The 18,571-nt window shown below is 46.1% G+C and carries 11 protein-coding genes; 8 read left to right on the top strand and 3 right to left on the bottom strand.

Annotated elements, in window-relative coordinates; genetic code table 11:
• The first annotated feature begins 241 nt into the window (after positions 1-241).
• The 6 genes from mgtA (at position 242) to CLV59_RS11980 (ending at position 10,560) form a co-directional block, all read left to right on the top strand.
• Positions 242-2,938 carry a magnesium-translocating P-type ATPase gene (gene mgtA, locus CLV59_RS12005; protein WP_111592269.1) on the top strand — a complete coding sequence of 899 codons (2,697 nt, stop codon included), beginning with the start codon at positions 242-244 and terminating at the stop codon, positions 2,936-2,938.
• Between the two features lie 35 nt (positions 2,939-2,973).
• The gene (locus CLV59_RS12000; protein WP_111592268.1) at positions 2,974-4,092 is read left to right on the top strand and encodes an efflux RND transporter periplasmic adaptor subunit; all 1,119 of its coding nucleotides are present in this window, start codon (positions 2,974-2,976) and stop codon (positions 4,090-4,092) included.
• Between the two features lie 24 nt (positions 4,093-4,116).
• Positions 4,117-7,206, top strand: coding sequence for an efflux RND transporter permease subunit (locus tag CLV59_RS11995; RefSeq protein ID WP_111592267.1), 3,090 nt, complete (start codon positions 4,117-4,119; stop codon positions 7,204-7,206).
• A 10-nt stretch (positions 7,207-7,216) separates the two neighbouring features.
• On the top strand, positions 7,217-8,503 hold the full coding sequence (locus CLV59_RS11990; protein ID WP_111592266.1) for a TolC family protein: 1,287 nt from the start codon (positions 7,217-7,219) through the stop codon (positions 8,501-8,503).
• Positions 8,504-8,637: 134 nt separating this feature from the next.
• A complete protein-coding gene (locus tag CLV59_RS11985) occupies positions 8,638-10,047 on the top strand; it encodes a serine hydrolase domain-containing protein (RefSeq protein WP_111592265.1) in 1,410 nt (469 codons plus the stop codon).
• A gap of 126 nt (positions 10,048-10,173) precedes the next feature.
• Positions 10,174-10,560, top strand: coding sequence for a VOC family protein (locus CLV59_RS11980; protein ID WP_111592264.1), 387 nt, complete (start codon positions 10,174-10,176; stop codon positions 10,558-10,560).
• A 52-nt stretch (positions 10,561-10,612) separates the two neighbouring features.
• Here the strand turns inward: CLV59_RS11980 and CLV59_RS11975 are convergent, their stop codons facing one another.
• The 3 genes from CLV59_RS11975 to CLV59_RS11965 all read right to left on the bottom strand — a co-directional run bounded on the left by CLV59_RS11975 (position 10,613) and on the right by CLV59_RS11965 (position 14,212).
• The gene (locus tag CLV59_RS11975) at positions 10,613-10,927 is read right to left on the bottom strand and encodes a hypothetical protein (protein WP_146616173.1); all 315 of its coding nucleotides are present in this window, start codon (positions 10,925-10,927) and stop codon (positions 10,613-10,615) included.
• A gap of 516 nt (positions 10,928-11,443) precedes the next feature.
• Positions 11,444-13,093 (bottom strand): acyl-CoA dehydrogenase family protein, encoded by a 1,650-nt coding sequence (locus tag CLV59_RS11970; protein WP_111592262.1) that lies wholly within the window; start codon positions 13,091-13,093, stop codon positions 11,444-11,446.
• A 30-nt stretch (positions 13,094-13,123) separates the two neighbouring features.
• Complete coding sequence (locus tag CLV59_RS11965) at positions 13,124-14,212, bottom strand: helix-turn-helix transcriptional regulator (RefSeq protein ID WP_245950856.1); 1,089 nt, start codon at positions 14,210-14,212, stop codon at positions 13,124-13,126.
• A 38-nt stretch (positions 14,213-14,250) separates the two neighbouring features.
• Here CLV59_RS11965 and CLV59_RS11960 point away from each other — a divergent pair, with 38 nt between their 5' ends.
• A complete protein-coding gene (locus CLV59_RS11960) occupies positions 14,251-15,450 on the top strand; it encodes a TROVE domain-containing protein (RefSeq protein ID WP_111592261.1) in 1,200 nt (399 codons plus the stop codon).
• A gap of 485 nt (positions 15,451-15,935) precedes the next feature.
• Complete coding sequence (locus tag CLV59_RS11955; protein WP_111592260.1) at positions 15,936-17,459, top strand: TROVE domain-containing protein; 1,524 nt, start codon at positions 15,936-15,938, stop codon at positions 17,457-17,459.
• The last annotated feature ends 1,112 nt before the right edge of the window (positions 17,460-18,571 follow it).

Raw genomic sequence — 18,571 nt, 5'->3', positions numbered from 1 at the left:
ATGGCAATACTTTTGCAGCGTAATCAAAAAACAAACTGGCTATGGACGCAGATCCGTGTTATAATAAAATCTACAATATTATCCACTAACAGCCAGCAGCTCATAGAGACTGCTGGGCAACAGTAGTCTTTATGCGTATTATCCGTTTTAATCCGGCCTTTCGCCATGCACTCTTCTGACCAGGAGTATCCCATTGTGACATCACCCTAACCTGGTTTCCTAATCTGTTAAATTTCCTTTTATGAACTTTACTGCCGTAAAAGCCGACAGGCTCAAAAAGGCGTATAGGGAAAAGTTTCCTGGTGCAGGCCGCGCCAATGCTGCCACTGTTAAACTGCGCAATGCCTCCGCAGCAGAACAGCCTTTTTTATTCTCTATGCTGGACAGCGAGGTAGATGGCCTTACAGAAAAACAAGCCCGCGAACGACTTACCACCTGGGGCCCTAATGAAATACATCATGAAAAAGCACCTTCCTGGTACAAACAACTGTTCAATGCGTTCCTGAATCCCTTTATCGGTATCCTGCTACTGATTGCCTGCATCTCTTTCTTTATTGACGTATATATGGCCGAGCCCGGAGAGCGTGACTACAAAACCGTTCTGATGGTAGGTATCATGGTATTTGTCAGCGCCTTTATCCGCTTCTGGCAAGAAATGCGTAGCACCAATGCCGCAGAAAAATTACGCAACATGGTACGTGTTACTGCCACGGCTATACGTAAAGAAGGAAAAGTAGAAACAGAAATAAAGAACCTCGTTCCGGGAGACATCGTTCACCTCTCTGCCGGCGACATGGTGCCTGCCGACTGCCGTATTCTCTATTCCAGGGACCTGTTCATCAGCCAGTCTATGCTCACAGGGGAAGCGCTGCCCGTTGAAAAAAGTGCCGCCGCCATCGCCGACAACGGTGAAAAAGCAGTGTTGGAACTGGAAAACATCTCCTTCATGGGCACCAACGTCATCAGTGGCACCGCCACCGCCATTGTGGTGAACACCGGCAACCTGACCCTCTTTGGCTCTATGAGTAAGGCCGTTACCGGAAAAACACCTGAAACCAGCTTCGATAAAGGGGTGAATAAAGTAAGTATACTCCTCATTCGGTTCATGGTGATCATGGTTCCTTTAATCTTCGTTATCAACGGCACTATCAAAGGGAACTGGTGGGAAGCCCTCCTCTTCGCCATTGCAGTAGCAGTGGGCCTTACCCCTGAAATGCTGCCCATGATCGTTACCGCCAACCTCGCCAGAGGAGCCGTACAGCTGAGTAAAAGAAAAGTAATTGTAAGGAGACTACATGCTATCCAGAATATTGGCGCCATGGACGTACTGTGCACAGACAAAACAGGCACCCTGACCCTCGATACCATCGTGCTCGAAAGACACCTGAATATCCTTGGTCATGATGATGATCAGGTACTCAACTGGGCCTATCTCAACAGCTACCACCAGACAGGACTGAAAAACCTCCTGGACGTAGCGGTACTGAAACATGTGGAATTGCATGGTAGTCTGCATCCAGAAGAAAATTTCGTAAAAGTAGATGAACTACCTTTCGATTTTCAACGTAGGCGCATGTCCGTTATACTGCGCCAGGCAGATGGCTCCCACCTCATGATTTGCAAAGGCGCCGTGGAAGAAATGCTCCATGTATGCGACCGCGCAGTAAATCCCGCCATTCCGGAAGATTACAAAGAAACCATCCCACTGGAACAGGAACTCCGCCAGCAAATCAGAAGAATTTCCTCCAAACTGAATGAAGATGGCCTTCGCGTATTACTCGTAGCCATCAAGGAATACTTCCCTGGCGATCAGCCTTGTACAGTAGAAGATGAAACCGGCATGACGCTGACTGGTTTCATCGGCTTCATGGACCCTCCCAAACCATCCGCGGTCACTTCTATCAAAGCCTTACAACAACTAGGCGTGAATATTAAGGTACTGACCGGCGACAACGAAATTGTCACCAGAAAAATATGCCGCGAAGTAGGCATTCCGGTAGAACATGTACTCCTTGGCAGAGATATCGAGAAAATGAACGATGAACTGCTGAAAATACAACTGAAAGAAGTTTCTATTCTCGCCAAACTTAGTCCGGACCAGAAATCCAGGATTGTAAAGTTATTGCAGGAAAGTGGCCATACCGTTGGATTCCTGGGGGATGGCATCAATGATGCCGCAGCCCTCCGTCAGGCAGACGTAGGCATCACCGTAGACACCGCAGTGGATATTGCCCGCGAAAGTGCAGATATCATTCTGCTGGAAAAAGACCTGACCGTACTCCGTAAAGGGGTTATCTATGGCCGTCGCACCTTCGGAAATATCATCAAATATATCAAAATGACTGCCAGCAGTAATTTTGGTAATATGTTCAGCATGCTGGGTGCGAGCGCGTTCCTGCCCTTCCTCCCAATGCTGCCCGTACAGTTGCTGGTCCAGAATCTATTGTATGACATCTCCCAGATATCTATTCCATGGGATAAAATGGATGAAGAATTCCTGGAACGTCCGAAGAAATGGGATGCATCCGGTATTTCCCGGTTCATGATTTTTATCGGACCTATCAGTTCCATCTTTGACTATGCTACTTTCTTTCTCATGTTTTATTTCTTCAAAGCAAATATGCCGGAGAAACAATCCCTGTTCCAAAGTGGCTGGTTTGTAGAAGGATTATTGTCTCAAACCCTGATTGTACATATGATTCGTACCCGTAAGATACCCTTCATTCAAAGCATTGCTGCTACGCCGGTTATCTTGCTGACTACATTGATTATGCTGATCGGGATTGCGATTCCATTCACACCGTTCGCCAGTTCCTTAAAAATGGAGCCGCTGCCGCTGTCCTATTTCCCATGGCTCATCGGCATACTACTCGGCTACTGTCTTTTAACACAGGTAATAAAAACATGGTACATCAAAAAGTTTAGTCACTGGCTGTAATAGCATAGCCGCATCTCCCTACAATCAATACAAACATGAAAACAACGAAATTTTTACACGCCGGCAGCGCGCTGGGACTCGCTTTGCTTTGTTCCTGCCACAACAACCAGGAAACGCAGCAAACGGCCAGCAACACTTTACGGATGGATACTATCCTGGTGGCCGACAGCGACGTAGTGGCCGGAAGTATCAAAACCACTGCTGTTGGTATGCAAGATTACAGCAATACTTTCACCACTGCCGGTATGGTAAAAACAATACCTACAGCCTATGCGGAAATTGCGTCTCCATTCAGCGGAAGAGTAGTAAAATCATACCTTTCGCTGGGTAAACAATGTACGCCGCAAACGCCACTGTTCGAACTGAGCTCACCTGATTTCTTTGCTGCTCAAAAAACCTATTTCCAGGAAAAATCACAACTGGAACAGGCCAAACGTACCTTACAACGTCAGAAAGACCTGATGGAGCATGGCGTAGGCGCCGCCAAAGATCTGGAAGAAGCGCAAACCGCCTACGATGTAGAGAAACGCGAATATGAAAACGCCGTGATGGGCATCCGGGTATTCAAAGCAAACCCGGAAACAATTACACTAGGACAACCACTGACTGTATACGCGCCCATCAATGGCGAAATACTGGAAAACAAAGTAGTATTAGGCCAATTCATCAAAGACGATGGCGCCGCCGTAGCAAAGATTGCCGCTCTCGGCAAAGTATGGATCGCAGGACAAGTAAAAGAAAAAGACCTCCAGAAAGTACGCAATGCCGCTGAATGTTCGGTCACCATTCCTTCCCTGCCAGACACTAAACTGACCTGCAAAATTTTCCATATCGGACCAGTAGTAGATGATGAAACCAGAAGCATCGAAGTACTCATGGAAGCCGACAACAGCAAACGATTACTCAGCCCGGGTATGTATGTAACGGTGGAATTTTTCGAGAAACCTGCACCAGCAGTAGTAATTCCATCCAAAGCAGTATTCCTTACCAATGAAAGCAATTATGTATTTGTAGCAACCGGTAAAAACCGCTTTGTAAAAAGAAAAATAAAAATCATGTCTGTGAATGCCGATACGACAGTGATTCAATCCGGACTTACAAAAGATGAAAGCATCGTAACAGACGGCGGACTGTATCTCCAGGACATCCGTTAATGCTGAATTTCAAAGCAAACTCTCATGAAGAAAATTATAAATACCGCCATCGGCAAACGATGGTTGTTCCTGGCCTTATTTCTGCTACTGGCTATCTTCGGATACTATTCCTGGAAACAACTGGCTGTAGAAGCATACCCTGATATTGCAGATGTCACTTCTCAAGTGGTAACCCAGGTACCCGGACTCGCAGCAGAGGAAATGGAACAACAAATAACCATTCCTGTTGAACGCGCCCTCAATGGCATGCCTGGCCTGTCTGTCATGCGTAGCAAAAGTACATTCGGTCTCTCCGTAGTGACCATCGTGTTTAAAGATGGAACGGAAGACTACTGGGCACGTCAACGCATAAACGAAAGATTAAATGACCTGGATCTCCCATATAGCGCCAAACCAGGACTGGACCCTCTTACCTCTCCTGTTGGCGAAATTTACCGCTATATCATTGAGAGCAAGAATCACAGCTTGCGCGAACTCACCGACCTGCAAAACTGGACCATCATTCCGAGAATCAAACAAGTTTCCGGCATAGCAGATGTCACCAATTTCGGAGGTATCACCACCCAGTACCAAATTGAGCTAGATCCCAAAAAATTGGAACAGTTCAAGGTGTCCCTCTCCGATATACAAACGGCTATTAATAATAACAATGCCAACGCCGGCGGTAGCGTGCTCACACAGGGCGATCTCGGCTATGTAGTACGCGGTATTGGCCTCGTGAAAAACCTGGAAGGACTTGGCAGCATTGTGATTCGTTCTGTCAATGGCGTCCCTGTATTGCTCCAGGATGTGGGCACCGTAAAACTCGGAGAGCTGGAACGCAAAGGCATTCTCGGATACACCGATCATAAAGTGGATTATTCTGAAAGCATTGAAGGGATTGTATTACTGCTGAAAGGCCAGAACCCTTCCAACGTACTGGAAGGCATACACGAAGCTGTGGACGACCTGAATAGCCATCTGCTACCACCAGGCGTAACCATTCGTCCGTACCTGGACAGAACCACGCTGATCGACACCACTTTACATACTGTAAGTCACACCCTCCTGGAAGGAATGGGATTGGTATTGATTGTGCTGATCGTATTCCTCGGAAGCTGGCGCGGGGCTTTGATTGTAGCGATCACTATTCCGCTTTCTTTGTTGATTGCATTCATACTGATGCATTTCACCAATATTCCTGCGAACCTGCTTTCTCTGGGTGCAGTGGATTTCGGAATCATCGTGGATGGCGCAATTGTGATGTTAGAAACCATCCTGAAGAAAAGAGAAGGCGATGCGGAGCATATGCTAGAAGAGCCTTCTGTGGCGAAGATAGCCGCTTCCGTAGCCAAACCTGTTTTGTTCGCCACTATTATCATCATCACTGCCTATCTGCCCCTCTTCTCTTTCGAAAGAGTGGAAAAAAAGCTGTTTACCCCGATGGCTTTCACCGTAGGATATGCATTGCTGGGCGCATTGGCAGTAGCCCTGCTATTGATACCAGGACTCGCTTTTGCCGCTTATCGCAAGCCAGTAAAAATCTACCATAACAAATGGTTGGAATGGTTAACTGCGAAGTATGAAGGGTTGACTAATGCGATTATGCGTAAGCCAAAAATCGTGTTCTGGCCTGTAGCCTTTGCCTTTGCTGGCGCTATCTTATTCAGTGCTACTGTAGGTAAGGACTTCCTGCCACCCTTGGATGAAGGTTCTATCTGGTTACAGGTACAGTTACCGCCAGGCATTTCGCTGGCGAAGTCCAGGGAGATGAGCGATACGCTGCGTGCCCGTACCCTGCGTCATAAAGAAGTGACCTACATGATGGTGCAAGCCGGCAGAAATGATGATGGTACTGATCCATGGACGGCTTCTCACTTTGAGTGCAGCGTTGGTTTGCGCCCTTACTCCGAATGGAAAAACGGCAGAACAAAGAGTGATTTGATTGCAGATCTGGCCAAAGAGTACGCCAGTATGCCAGGCTATACTGTAGGATTTAGTCAGCCTATGATTGATGGTGTAATGGATAAAATTGCAGGTGCGCATAGTGAGCTGGTAGTGAAGATTTATGGAGACGACTTTGCCTCTACCCGCAATATTGCGGAGAAAACAGCGGCAGTGATCCGTTCTATTCATGGCGCCGCCGATGTGGCAATAGACCAGGAACCGCCACTGCCACAGCTCCAGGTATCTGTCAACAGAGATGCTCTGAGCAGATACGGCATCAACGTAAGCGATGTTACCGAATTGATTGAAGTGGCCATTGGAGGAAAGGCTGTCTCCCAGATATTCGTCGGCAATAAAGTATACGATGTCATATGCAGGTACAGCGAGTCGGAAAGAAATTCTGCAGATAAAATCAGCAACCTGATGCTGACAGCCGCCAGCGGTGTGAAAATACCATTATCTCAGGTAGCGAATATCCGCATGGCTACTGGCGAGAGCACCATCACCCGCGAGATGAACAAACGACACCTGACCGTAAAACTGAACCTGCGCGGTACAGACCTCACTACCTTCCTCCAGGAAGCGCAATCCAGAATAGAAAAAGAGGTTTCGTATGACCATCAACGTTATCGCATACAGTGGGGCGGACAGTTTGAAAATCAGCACAGGGCTTATGCGCGACTCACCTTCATTGTTCCGCTGGCATTGGCCATTATGTTCCTGCTGCTGTATGGCGCTTTCGGCAGATTCCGTCAGGCAGGAATGATCTTGTCTATCGTACCACTGGCATTATTCGGCGGCATGCTGGCGCTCAATGTACGTGGCATGACCTTGAATGTATCCTCCGCAGTAGGTTTCATCGCTTTGTTTGGTGTAGCCATCCAGAATGGTGTGATACTCATCTCCCATTTCAACGACCTCCGGAAAGAAGGATATCCATTGATGCAGGCAGTATTATCAGGAACTAAGAACAGATTCCGTCCTGTATTGATGACCGCCTCTGTAGCAGCGTTGGGCCTACTCCCCGCATCACTGGCCACCGGTATAGGATCGGATGTACAAAGGCCGCTGGCAACTGTAATCGTTTATGGGTTATTTGTAGCCACCGCCATCACCTTACTGGTATTGCCTGCCATCTACTACCTGGTGGAAAATCGCTGGGGAAAGGATGATTACGTAAAAGGATAAAAAAATTGACATGCGCATATTTATCAGAATAATTTCTCTTTCAGTCATGCTATGCACGGGCATTATGACCGTCCATGCACAGGTAGATACAACGTTTCCGACTATACGAATACCTCTGGAGCAGTACCTCCATCAGGTGGCCACTAAAAACCTGGGATACGCTGCTGAAAAATACAACGTCAGTATATCAGAAGCCGCTATAGAAAGTGCAAAGGTCTTTCCCGATCCGGAATTGAGCGGAGGGCTGTTTGATAATCAGAACCGTGCGCTGCAGTTGGGACATGGCTGGAGTGCCGGTATCAGTACCACCCTGGAACTGGGCGGTAAACGCAATGCAAGAATAGGACTGGCCCGTAGCGAAGCAGCCACCAGTAAAGCATTGCTGGCCGATTATTATCGTAACCTGCGTGCAGACGCCACCCTGGCTTATTTCAACGCCATTCAGCAATACAACCTTATGAAGGTGCAGTTGGATTCTTACCATTCCATGAAAAAGATTGCTGACGCAGACGCCATTCGCTTTAAATCGGGCGCCATCACAGAGATAGATGCCAAGCAATCCAACCTGGAAGCCGGCAGTATGCTGAACGATTACTTTGCGGGAGAAGCCGCCTGGAAAACAGCGCTGGCTGCCCTTAACAACCAACTGGGAAGTAGTCGCGCCGATACGCTGCCCATGCCTGAAAATCTGCCGTATAATATGGAACGCGTCTTCCCACTGCCCAACCTCATCGCAGATGCACAAGCAAATCGTGCAGATGCAGTAGCAGCGCAAAACGCAAAACTGGCAGCAGAGAAAAATTTACAGCTGGTGAAAGCCAACCGTAAAATTGATCTGGGCATCAATGCAGGCATACAAAGCAATGGAGAGTCTACTAACGAGACCGCACCTACGCCGGCATATAAAAGTGTGAATGCCGGCATTTCTATTCCGTTGAAGTTTTCCAATCATTATAAAGGAGAGCTAAAAGCTGCGCGTTATGGTATTCAACAGGCCGCAACACAGGAGGAGCAAGTAAAATTACAGATCAGCACAGAAGTAACGCAGGCCTATTTTAGTTACATCAATGCACATAAGCAAGTGAAGCAATTCCAGGAAGGCTTGCTGACAGCAGCGCAACAAATCCTGGATGGGAAAATTTACAGCTATAAAAGAGGCGATACCCCATTATTGGATGTACTCAATGCACAACGTACTTATAACGATCTTCAGCAAAGCTATTATCAGGCGATGTTCGCTTATGCGTCTGCATTAGTAGAGCTGGAAAGAAGCGCCGGTATTTGGGATATAAAATAATGTTACCTATGAAAACCCTTCTCAGCGCCGTTTTTATATAAAACGGCGCTGAGCCATTACAGATAAATGTTTTATTCTTTGGATGTCATGCAACCATTTGCTTAGGGCGGTGTCTTTAGTGCATATACCCTGACATGAAACAGTTATCTACTTTAATCATACTACTTTTTCTACATATTGGCAGCCTGATAGCGCAACAGGATAAGGTAGATGCAATCATTCGCCGGGAAATGCAGTCACGCAGAATTCCAGGCGTACAATTGGCAGTAGTAAAGGATGGGAAGATCATACTGGAAAGAAACTACGGCATTGCGAATATTGAACAGAATATCCCTGTAACTGACAGCACTTTATTTTCTATTAATTCCTGTACGAAAGCTTTTACCGGCGTAGCTATCATGCAATTGGTACAGGCGGGCAAAATTGATTTACAGGCTCCTGTAGGTCGTTACCTGGACAGTCTTCCTGCCAACTGGCAACCAGTTACTATTCGGCAGTTGCTCACGCATGTATCCGGACTTCCCGATGTATTGCAATTAAAAGATGTTAGTAATGAGAAGCAGGCCTGGCAGCAGGTGATGGCTAAGCCGATGGATTTCCCTACAGGCACTCAGTTTAGCTATAATCAAACGAACTATGCCTTATTGGGAAAAATTATCGACAAATATTCCGGCATGCCGTTCCTGGAGTTTTTCCAACAGCAACAGTTCCGTCCTGCCGGGATGAAATATACGGTATCCGGCGATTTCTTCAGCGTTATTCCGCATAGCGCAGATACGTATATATATGCCCGTTATCTCTACGGAGAGAAACTACCAACCGCAAAATTGATTAAAAATTACGAAGAGTTTGCCCCATACCGGCGTGCTGCGGCCGGACTGAAAAGTACTGCGCATGAATTAGCCAGCTGGATTGCTGCGCTGCAAAGAGGACAACTACTCAACGCCCCTGCATTGAAAACATTGTGGACTGCCGGCAGCTACAACAACGGTCAGCCAACGCAGTGGGCGCTTGGGTGGGTGACTAAACCCCGACCAGCACATGCCGCTATAATAGCCACCGGAGGCGCCCGCTCCGCATTCTTCGTTTATCCGGAAGATCACCTGGGGATTGTAGTACTCACAAACCTCAATGGTGGCACTCCCGAAGATTTTATAGACGAAATAGCCGGTGTCTTTAACCCCGCCATTCCCCTATCTGATCCGGTTACCTACCTTCGGATGAAACTGGATACAGTTGGATACAGCCATGCCATGGAAATATACCAGCAGGCAAAAAAATCCATTCCCGCCTTTCAGCCAGGAGAAAATGATTTAAACGATTGGGCCTACAGAATGATGGCGCAGGGAAAATTGAAAAATGCGTTGGCCATTTTTCAATTGAATACCTATCTGTATCCCGACAGTTGGAATGTGTATGACAGTTATGGGGAAGCTTTGTTAAAAGATGGTCAACAACCGGCCGCTGAAAAGATGTACCGTAAATCAGTGGAACTGAACCCGCAGAACAGCCATGGAAAAGCAGTTCTGGAGCAACTACACTAACACGACCACACTGACATTATACTTAAACCCTGACAAAAATAATCGATCTGATCCCGTTACTATGCCATGCTTATTGGCTATCTTTAGGTAAATAGTAACACTCTATTCACCATAAATTGCTTCGTCATGAAAACAAAGAAAATCTGGGCGAACTTCGGTGTTCGGGATTTAGACCGTACCACACAATTCTATCAGCAACTGGGATTTAAACATAATGGCGCATCAGACCAACTGACAAGCTTCTTCTTTGGCGATGATAATTTCATCATCCACTTCTTTCTGAAGGATATACTGGAACCTGCCATGGAAGGACCTATCATCGATTCGAAAGTTGGAAATGAAATCATCTTTACACTTAGTGCCGATACAAAAGAAGAAGTAAATGTATGGGCAGAAGAGGTAAAAAAAGCAGGTGGAACATTAATCTCCCAGCCAGTGGAATTTGGAAAGGGTTATTATGGCTTCGTATTCTCGGACCCTGATGGTCATAAGTTCAATGTATTTCACATGTAATCCACCTGACGCCGAAAAAGAATAGCTACCCCCTACCTCAATAAATGACTTTTTAATCCATCATTCTATTATACATGAAAGACGAGGAATCCCTGTTATAGGTAAAAATAAATTTACCCGTGGAAACCATTCCTATAGGGTCTCCTTTCTTCCCATCCATATACGGCATTTTAACCGGATCATGCTGGAAGGCAATTACCATGGAGTCCAGGTAAATGTACTCAATCGAAAGACTGGTAAAACCAATTTCTCTCATCGTACGGAAGGCGGTACGATTGTAATCACAGTCATTTTCCAGGTTCCATAAATCTTGCGGAAAATGATTATTCTTCACCCGATAATTCTTTACTGCTTCTATAAAATTCATACTTGGGTGAATGGCTTTCTTTCGCTTTCTCTCACCAAAAGCTATCTGGTACGAACCTTTTACATGCTCTGTACTATTAAATCCAGCGGTCTGATTGGTGCGGGTATGAGGAGCATAATAAATACAGCTAAAACACAGGAAGGAAGCCGATACACAGGTCAATAGGATTTTTCTCAATGCTATCTATTTCGTTTTAAATAATGAATGTCACACTGCAATGTTATCGAAAAAATTGTTAGAGAAAACATAAATAGTCGTGCGCAGCACTGCACGGTGGCTTAACTTTTTGAGGTCACTGTCAATCCTTTTCCCTACCAGCAACACAAAAAAAATAAAGGCCGCCAGTTCTGGCACGACTTTATTATGAAAGGACTTCAGCTATCGTTTAGGGATGTTGCTATTTGTTGCTCAGAAAGTACAGCACGGGTTGGGGGACAAATAGATAATTTTGATAGTTAATCAACAGCCTATAATTCCAAAATGTTTAAACCAACAAAAATTTACCGGAATGTACGTTTAAACACCGGGTTCAAAGGCTTGATGGATGGTCTGTTCCAGGATATTTACCGGCGTTTCCGGTAAAGCGCCCCAAGTAAGGGACCTGTGTTCCGCCAGGCGTATATCACAGAAGAGTGTGGCCACCGGCGCTGGCGCCACCCGGATGAGTTCAGTAGCCTGAATAGCCAATGCAACAGCCTCCGCTATTGCTCTTGCCTGTTGTTCTGGTGGGTTACCCGTGAGTAATTGGGCGGTATTATGGAGATGCCGGTCTAGCAGGCTATGATTTCCCATTCCATTTTTCAGGTAATGGAGAATTGCTTCCAGGCTGGCAGGTTCTTTCTGCATGGCTCGCAGTATATCCAGCGCCTGGATATTTCCGGAACCTTCCCATATAGCATTGACAGGAACATCGCGGTATAATCGCGGTAACACGGACTCCTCTACATAACCGTTGCCACCGAGGCATTCCATGGCTTCTCCAAGTACGAGTACCGCTCTTTTGGTGTTCCAGAACTTACCAACGGCAGTGGCTATACGAATAAAATGTTGCGCCTCTTCATTTTGTCTGGCATCATCAAACCCTTTCGCGATACGCATAGCGAGGGTGGTAGCAGCAATAGATTCCAGTGCCAGATCCGCCAATACATTCCGCATGAGGGGCTGATCGGATAGTTTTTTCCCGAATGCCTGCCTAAAGTGACAGTGGTGGATGGCTTCTGCGACAGCTCTGTGCATAGTAGCGGCAGAACCGACAGCACAATCCAGTCGCGTATGCCTTACCATCTCCATAATACTGGCCACTCCTCTTCCCTCTTCGCCAATCAATTCTCCCCAGGCTTCATGGAACTCCACTTCGGCAGAGGCATTGGATTTATTGCCCAGTTTATCTTTTAATCGCTGGAAATACAATTTATTTTTTATGCCATCGCGGGTGAATCGGGGAACGAGAAAGCAACTCAATCCTTTAGGCGCTTGTGCCAGTACCAGGAATGCATCGCTCATAGGCGCGCTGCAGAACCATTTACGACCGGTGATTTTATAGATGCCGTTTTCTGCATGGACGGCGGTGGTAATATTACTACGTACATCGCTGCCGCCTTGAGGCTCTGTCATGGCCATTCCGAAGGTAACGCCGCTTTTTTCAAACCAGGGAATAAAACGGGCATCGTATTCGTTAGAGGTAACCCTTGGTATCCAATCGGCCGCAATAGCAGGGTTGATTTGTAATGATGGTACCACTGCGAATGTCATAGTAAGCGGACAGGAAACGCCTTCATCCACTTGTTGTTTAAGGAAAGAAAGCGCACTATGCGCCAGGTAGCCACCATATTTATCAGTAGTCCAGGGGATAGAATGTACGCCCGCCTGAATGGAGAGCGCCATCATTTCATGATAGGCAGGATGGAATTCCACCCTATCCAGGCGATTCCCAAAGCGATCATGCGTATGTAATTGGGGAAGGTGCTTATTCGCCAATGCGCCTGCCTGCTGCATGGCGGCACTCCCGGTCAGTTCTCCGAATTTTAAGGCTGCTGGATGCGCCCAATCAGCACCGTAGGCATGGAGGGTATCTTTCAGCATCCGGTTGGTCGTAAATGCATTGAAATCCACCAGGGCGGGCGACTGGTTCAACGAGGTATTGAAGTCAAATTCGGAAGGTAACATAACTGGATGTTTTGGCTTCCTAAATTTAAGCTATTCCGCTGAGTACAGACGGGAAGCCTCCCGTGTTTTCTCGGCCAGTCTCTTCCGCAGTCCTTCCGGCTGGATCACTTCCATTCCGGGACCATAGCCCAGGATTTCCCGCTCCAGCTCGAAGTTCGGAATCAGCCGCATTTCAATAATCATGTATTTATCGCCGGTCTCAATGATTTTCTGACTGGCATGCAACGGTTTGGTGGCTACATAAGGAACATGCTCTCCCCTTACCTTAATCAGTATCCGTTTTGGACGCATCTCATTGACGGTAGCGCCAACAACGTGTTCATAAAACTGTTCCGGCGTGAGGCCCAACTTACTTTTTTCATAGAGCGCCTCCTTGTTCGCTTTCACTTCATGGATTCGGTCCAATGCCAGAGAGGTCACGGAATTAAAGCCAGTCTTGCTACCTACTACAAACCAGCGATTCTTGTATTCTTTCAGCCACCAGCCATTGAAAGAGATCAAAGAGGGCGCCTTCGCGGTAAATGACTGATAATTGATCTCCAGAACATATTCATGCACAATGGCATCATAGATGATGTTCAGGTGGCTCAACCCGCGCAGGTTCTCATTTTTCTCGAAATCAATAATGGTATGCTGATTGTGCGCAGATGCATATATGTGGCCTTCCAGCTTTTGTACTACGCCGTTGAGGTGTTCAAAGTGGGAAAAACCTTTAAACTGCTTCAGTACTTCTACCGCTTCTGTCATGCGGGACAGATCGGCATCGCTGAGAGGGATATTGGTGATACTATAGTTCGGGTCTTCATAAGTATAGAATTTCTTCTCTACAATGATAATAGGGGCATTATAACCCAGTTTATCACTGCGCATCACCTGGATATCACTTTGGATGGTACGGCGACTAATCCCCTTCTCCATGCCTTCGTAGTCGTACAGCGTTTCGGAAACTTTTTCGATCAAATCTTCTAAAGTCCAGCGTCTACGGCGGTTTCTCAGGCACGTGTCTATCGCTTTATATCTTATCAGGGCATTACGGTTAACGGGCATTTCAACAATATTTTCCTTGAAATTAAAAAATATTTTCAACTGCGCAAAAAGACTGCGCAGTTCTGTTTGCATCTTTGTATTGTCAATCAAACGAAACAAATATTAAAGAGATGAACGCCCATTACCTGGAAAACAACACTAACGATAAAGGATATACGCCGTATAGTCCTGCTCCGGAAGTAGCGTTATACAACAGGGTGGCTACTATCTCACTGGACAATCTGTTTCATAATAAGAATACTGCAATGCTGGTGGAGATCAGTAGTTTGATGGAGCAAACCAGCCCTGAATTTGTGGCCAAGCTGGCAGTCTATTGCCGGAATAACCTGCGCCTGCGCAGGATGGCTATGGTGCTGGCAGTAGCGCTGGACAGAATTCATCGTGGAGATGGACTTGTGAGTAAAATAATATCCCGGGTAATACAGGGGCCGGATGAAATGATGGAGTTCCTGGCCTGTTACAGGATATTGAATGATAAGAAAGGGCTGAGTAAGCAGGTGCAGAAAGGATTAGCTATTGCATTCAATAATATTAGTGAGTGTGAGTGCACACAGCTAAGTCGCAGTGTAACTAAATCCTTACGGGACGCCTTATTGCTGGTGCATCCCAAACCTAAGAATGCAGAACAACAGGCGCTATTTAATAAAATAGCCCGGCAGGAACTGCCCCGAACAGGGAATCGGAAAGAAAAGCTTTCCGCAGCGAAGAAGATATGGCAGGAAGCGCCCAAAGGACGGAATACCAGTACATCAGTGGTTTACGCCTATGACATACGGCCACTTCATAAGCTGCCAATTACCACCTATCATAGTATCTGGAATTACCAGCTTCGTCCTCTACTGTATAAGTTATTACAATACAAATATGAGGAGGTGCAATGTGGCATATTGGGCAGAACCCTGGAAATAGCGGATTTGTATCGAAATGATATAACGCCCGACCTTATTCCTGTAATAACAGCTTACAATCGGGCCGGATATAACGCAAATGGGCATCTGGTACTGGAAGAACTGGTAAAGAGAAAATATAAGGCAGACAAAATCATGCTGTTCACCTATACCCAACTATGGAATACGGAACAACATCCGGGGAGCATGGCCTTCCGACAAGCCTGGACAGCCTATAAGCAGCTGTTCCCTACTGCTAAGTTGTATCTGTTTAATTACAGTCTTAAAGGTGAAAGCAGGTTTGAGGTGATAGAGGAAGATGTATACGCTTTAGCAGGAAAGAATGAAAAAATAGTTGAAATGATGGAGATCCTTGACAACAGGTTGTCAGCATTCACAGATATTTCCGCCATTCTATTATAGTCATCTGGTTTGTTACCTAAAGAAATAAATCGAAATAAGCGGTCGGCGCCCAATAGTGAGATAATGCGTTCTCATCTATCGCAGGTTCAATTCCTGTCTCCGGGAAACCGGTGATGAGCTCAGGATGGTAGAGCAATGAGGCGCCTTACTATAACTTTTGCCCGGCCGTTTTATTTTATCCCATCTGAGATAGTCAGATGGTTGGTATTAAAATATTGTTGTTGACAAAGTAATCAGTGCCGTAGCATAGGGTTACTTCGCTCCAAGTCGGAGATGCAGGTTCAATCCCTGCTTCCACCTTGTGGAATAGTTTAATTGGTAAAATGTCGTAGAAATCCGCCCTGACGCGCCTTTTGCCTGATTACTTTGTCAACATTTTTATCAAGAAAGAAAAAAAATCAAAGATTTTTTGAACTGCGCAGAAAGACTGCGTAGGTGCACATGCATCTTTGTAATGTTAATCACAGCGAATAAAATTAAAGGATATGAAATTCAATTTTCTCAAACGCGGCACACAGTTAACAACTAACCATGAAGGTCATACGGCATTTAAGCTGACCCCGGAAATGGAGCTGTATACCACCGTGGTAACTGCTTCATTGAGCGATCAGTTCTATGAAAAAGGAACAGAGAAACTGGATCGTATCCGCCATATGATGGAGCAAGTAGATCCGTCATTCATCGCAAAGCTGGCAGTATATGCCCGTGAAAAAATGTACATGCGCAGTATCCCTATGGTACTGGCAGTAGAACTGGCAAAAAAACACAGCGGGGATAACCTGGTGAGCCAGACAGTAGGCAGAGTAGTAAAACGTGCAGATGAAATTACCGAGTTACTGGCATACTACACCATGGCCAATGAAAGGAAAGAGACGAAAAAACTGCATAAGCTGAGCAAGCAGGTGCAGAAAGGGTTGTCTACTGCCTTCAACCGTTTCGATGAATACCAGTTCGGGAAATACGATCGCAAAACAGCCATCACTTTAAGAGATGCCCTGTTCCTCGTACATCCGAAGGCGAAAGATGAAGCACAGCAGGAATTGTTTAATAGAATAGCCAAGCAGGAACTGGCTACGCCATATACCTGGGAAACGCAGCTTTCTGCTGCGGGACAGGTGAAATATGCCACTGAGGAAGATAAAAAACGTGCTTTCCGTGGAACCTGGGAGGCATTGATAGAAAGTCAGGAACTGGGTTATATGGCCATGATGCGTAACCTGCGCAATATGCTGGAAGCCGAAATTGGGAAGGAGCATATACAAGATGTATGCGATGTACTTTCTAATCCGGCAGCTGTGAGGCAATCTAAACAATTGCCTTTCCGATACCTGGCCGCTTACCGCGAACTGCGGGAAGTACAACATGGGATGACAGGGAAAATAATGGAATCCCTGGAGGCCGCGCTGCATATCAGCATTGAGCACCTGAAAGGGTTCAAGTCCAACACCCGTGTAGTCATTGCCTGCGACGTTTCCGGTTCCATGCAACGCCCTGTTTCCGCCCGCAGTAAAGTGCTGGCATATGATATCGGACTGATGTTGGGAATGATGTTGCAGTCCAAATGCGAGCACGTTATCAGCGGTATGTTCGGAGATTCCTGGAAAGTGGTCAACCTGCCAGGGAAAAGTATACTCTCTAACGTAGATGCTTTTTATAAAAGAGAAGGGGAAGTTGGATACAGCACCAACGCACATCTCGTACTGGAAGATCTGATACAACGCAAATATCAGGCGGATAAGATCATGTTCTTCACAGACTGTCAGATGTGGAGCACACAACACTCGCCAACTACCAATGCATTGAAACAGGCATGGACGAAATATAAACAACTATTCCCTGCTGCAAAGCTTTACCTGTTCGATCTGGCAGGATTGGGTCATAGTCCGCTCAATATCCAGGAGAACGACGTTCACCTGATTGCAGGATGGAGCGACAAAGTTTTTGAAGTGATGGAAGCCATCGACAATGGAGAAAATGCTTTAACACATATATCCGCCATTCAATTATAATCATCTGGTTTGTTTTCCCTGAATAACATTCCATTTGATAAAGTGGTAAGTGCCGTAGTAGTGAGTTACTTCGGAATCATTAGTACAGGTTCGAGTCCTGTCTTCCGGGAAACCGGTTGTTGCTTAATTGGTAGAGCGCTGGTATAAAAAAAGCCTCGTTGCGCCATTTGCCTTACCACTTTATCAAATTTATCACAAGTGCCGTAGTAATGGGTTACTTCTTTGGTGCCGTAAAGGAGGTTCGAGTCCTCGCCTTTACCTGGTATAGCCAGTGTAATGAGCCGGAAACAGTTCCCATGCGTTAGTTGCCTTGTGATTTCGTTTATTTATTATTGTTATACCTTTACATTCTTTGACACCCAGTGCCGTAGTAATGAGTTACTTCGATTTATGTGTCGCAGGTTCGATCCCCGCCTTCGGGAAACCGTTGTAGCTCAGTTGGTAGAGCAATGGACGTTACAGGCTCATTCCGTCTTTTGCCTGGTTGTCAATATATTGATCTTTCTGGTTAGGAAAAATATTTACTTTGATAAAACGGTTGGTGCCGTAGTAGTGAGATACTTCGTCCCTCAGAAGTCGCGGGTTCAAATCCCGTCATTGGGAAACCAATGTAACTCAGGGGTTTAGAGTGCTGAGCCAAAAAGGCTTATTACGCTTCTTGCCCAGCCGTTTTATCAAAAGAAATAACAACTGGTGCCGTAATAATGGGATACTTCGGTACATGGGTCGCAGGTTCGAGTCCTGCCATCGGGCAACCGGTGTAGCTCAGTTGGTAGAGCAATGATTCCTGTTATGCTTTTTGCCTGGTTGTTGATTTTATTTCATTGTGGAACACCCAAAATTATTAGCAATTGGTGCCGTAGTGATGAGTTACTTCGTAAATAGGTTACAGAAATAAGCACTCAACACGATTTTTGCCTAATTGTTAACGTTCCTACATATTGGCAGTTGGTAATCAATTATCACAATCCTTGTCTGATAGACTAATTACCGCCCTGCAATAATCACCTTCTTGATAACCGGTGCCGTATTAACGGGATACTTCGTGACTGTATAGGTGGTGGGTTCGAGTCCCACTCCCGGGAAACCGGGGTAGCTCAGTTGGATAGAGC

The sequence above is a fragment of the Chitinophaga dinghuensis genome (assembly GCF_003259435.1).
GTDB classification, from domain to species: domain Bacteria; phylum Bacteroidota; class Bacteroidia; order Chitinophagales; family Chitinophagaceae; genus Chitinophaga; species Chitinophaga dinghuensis.
This window is presented reverse-complemented; position numbering and strand designations above follow the sequence as displayed.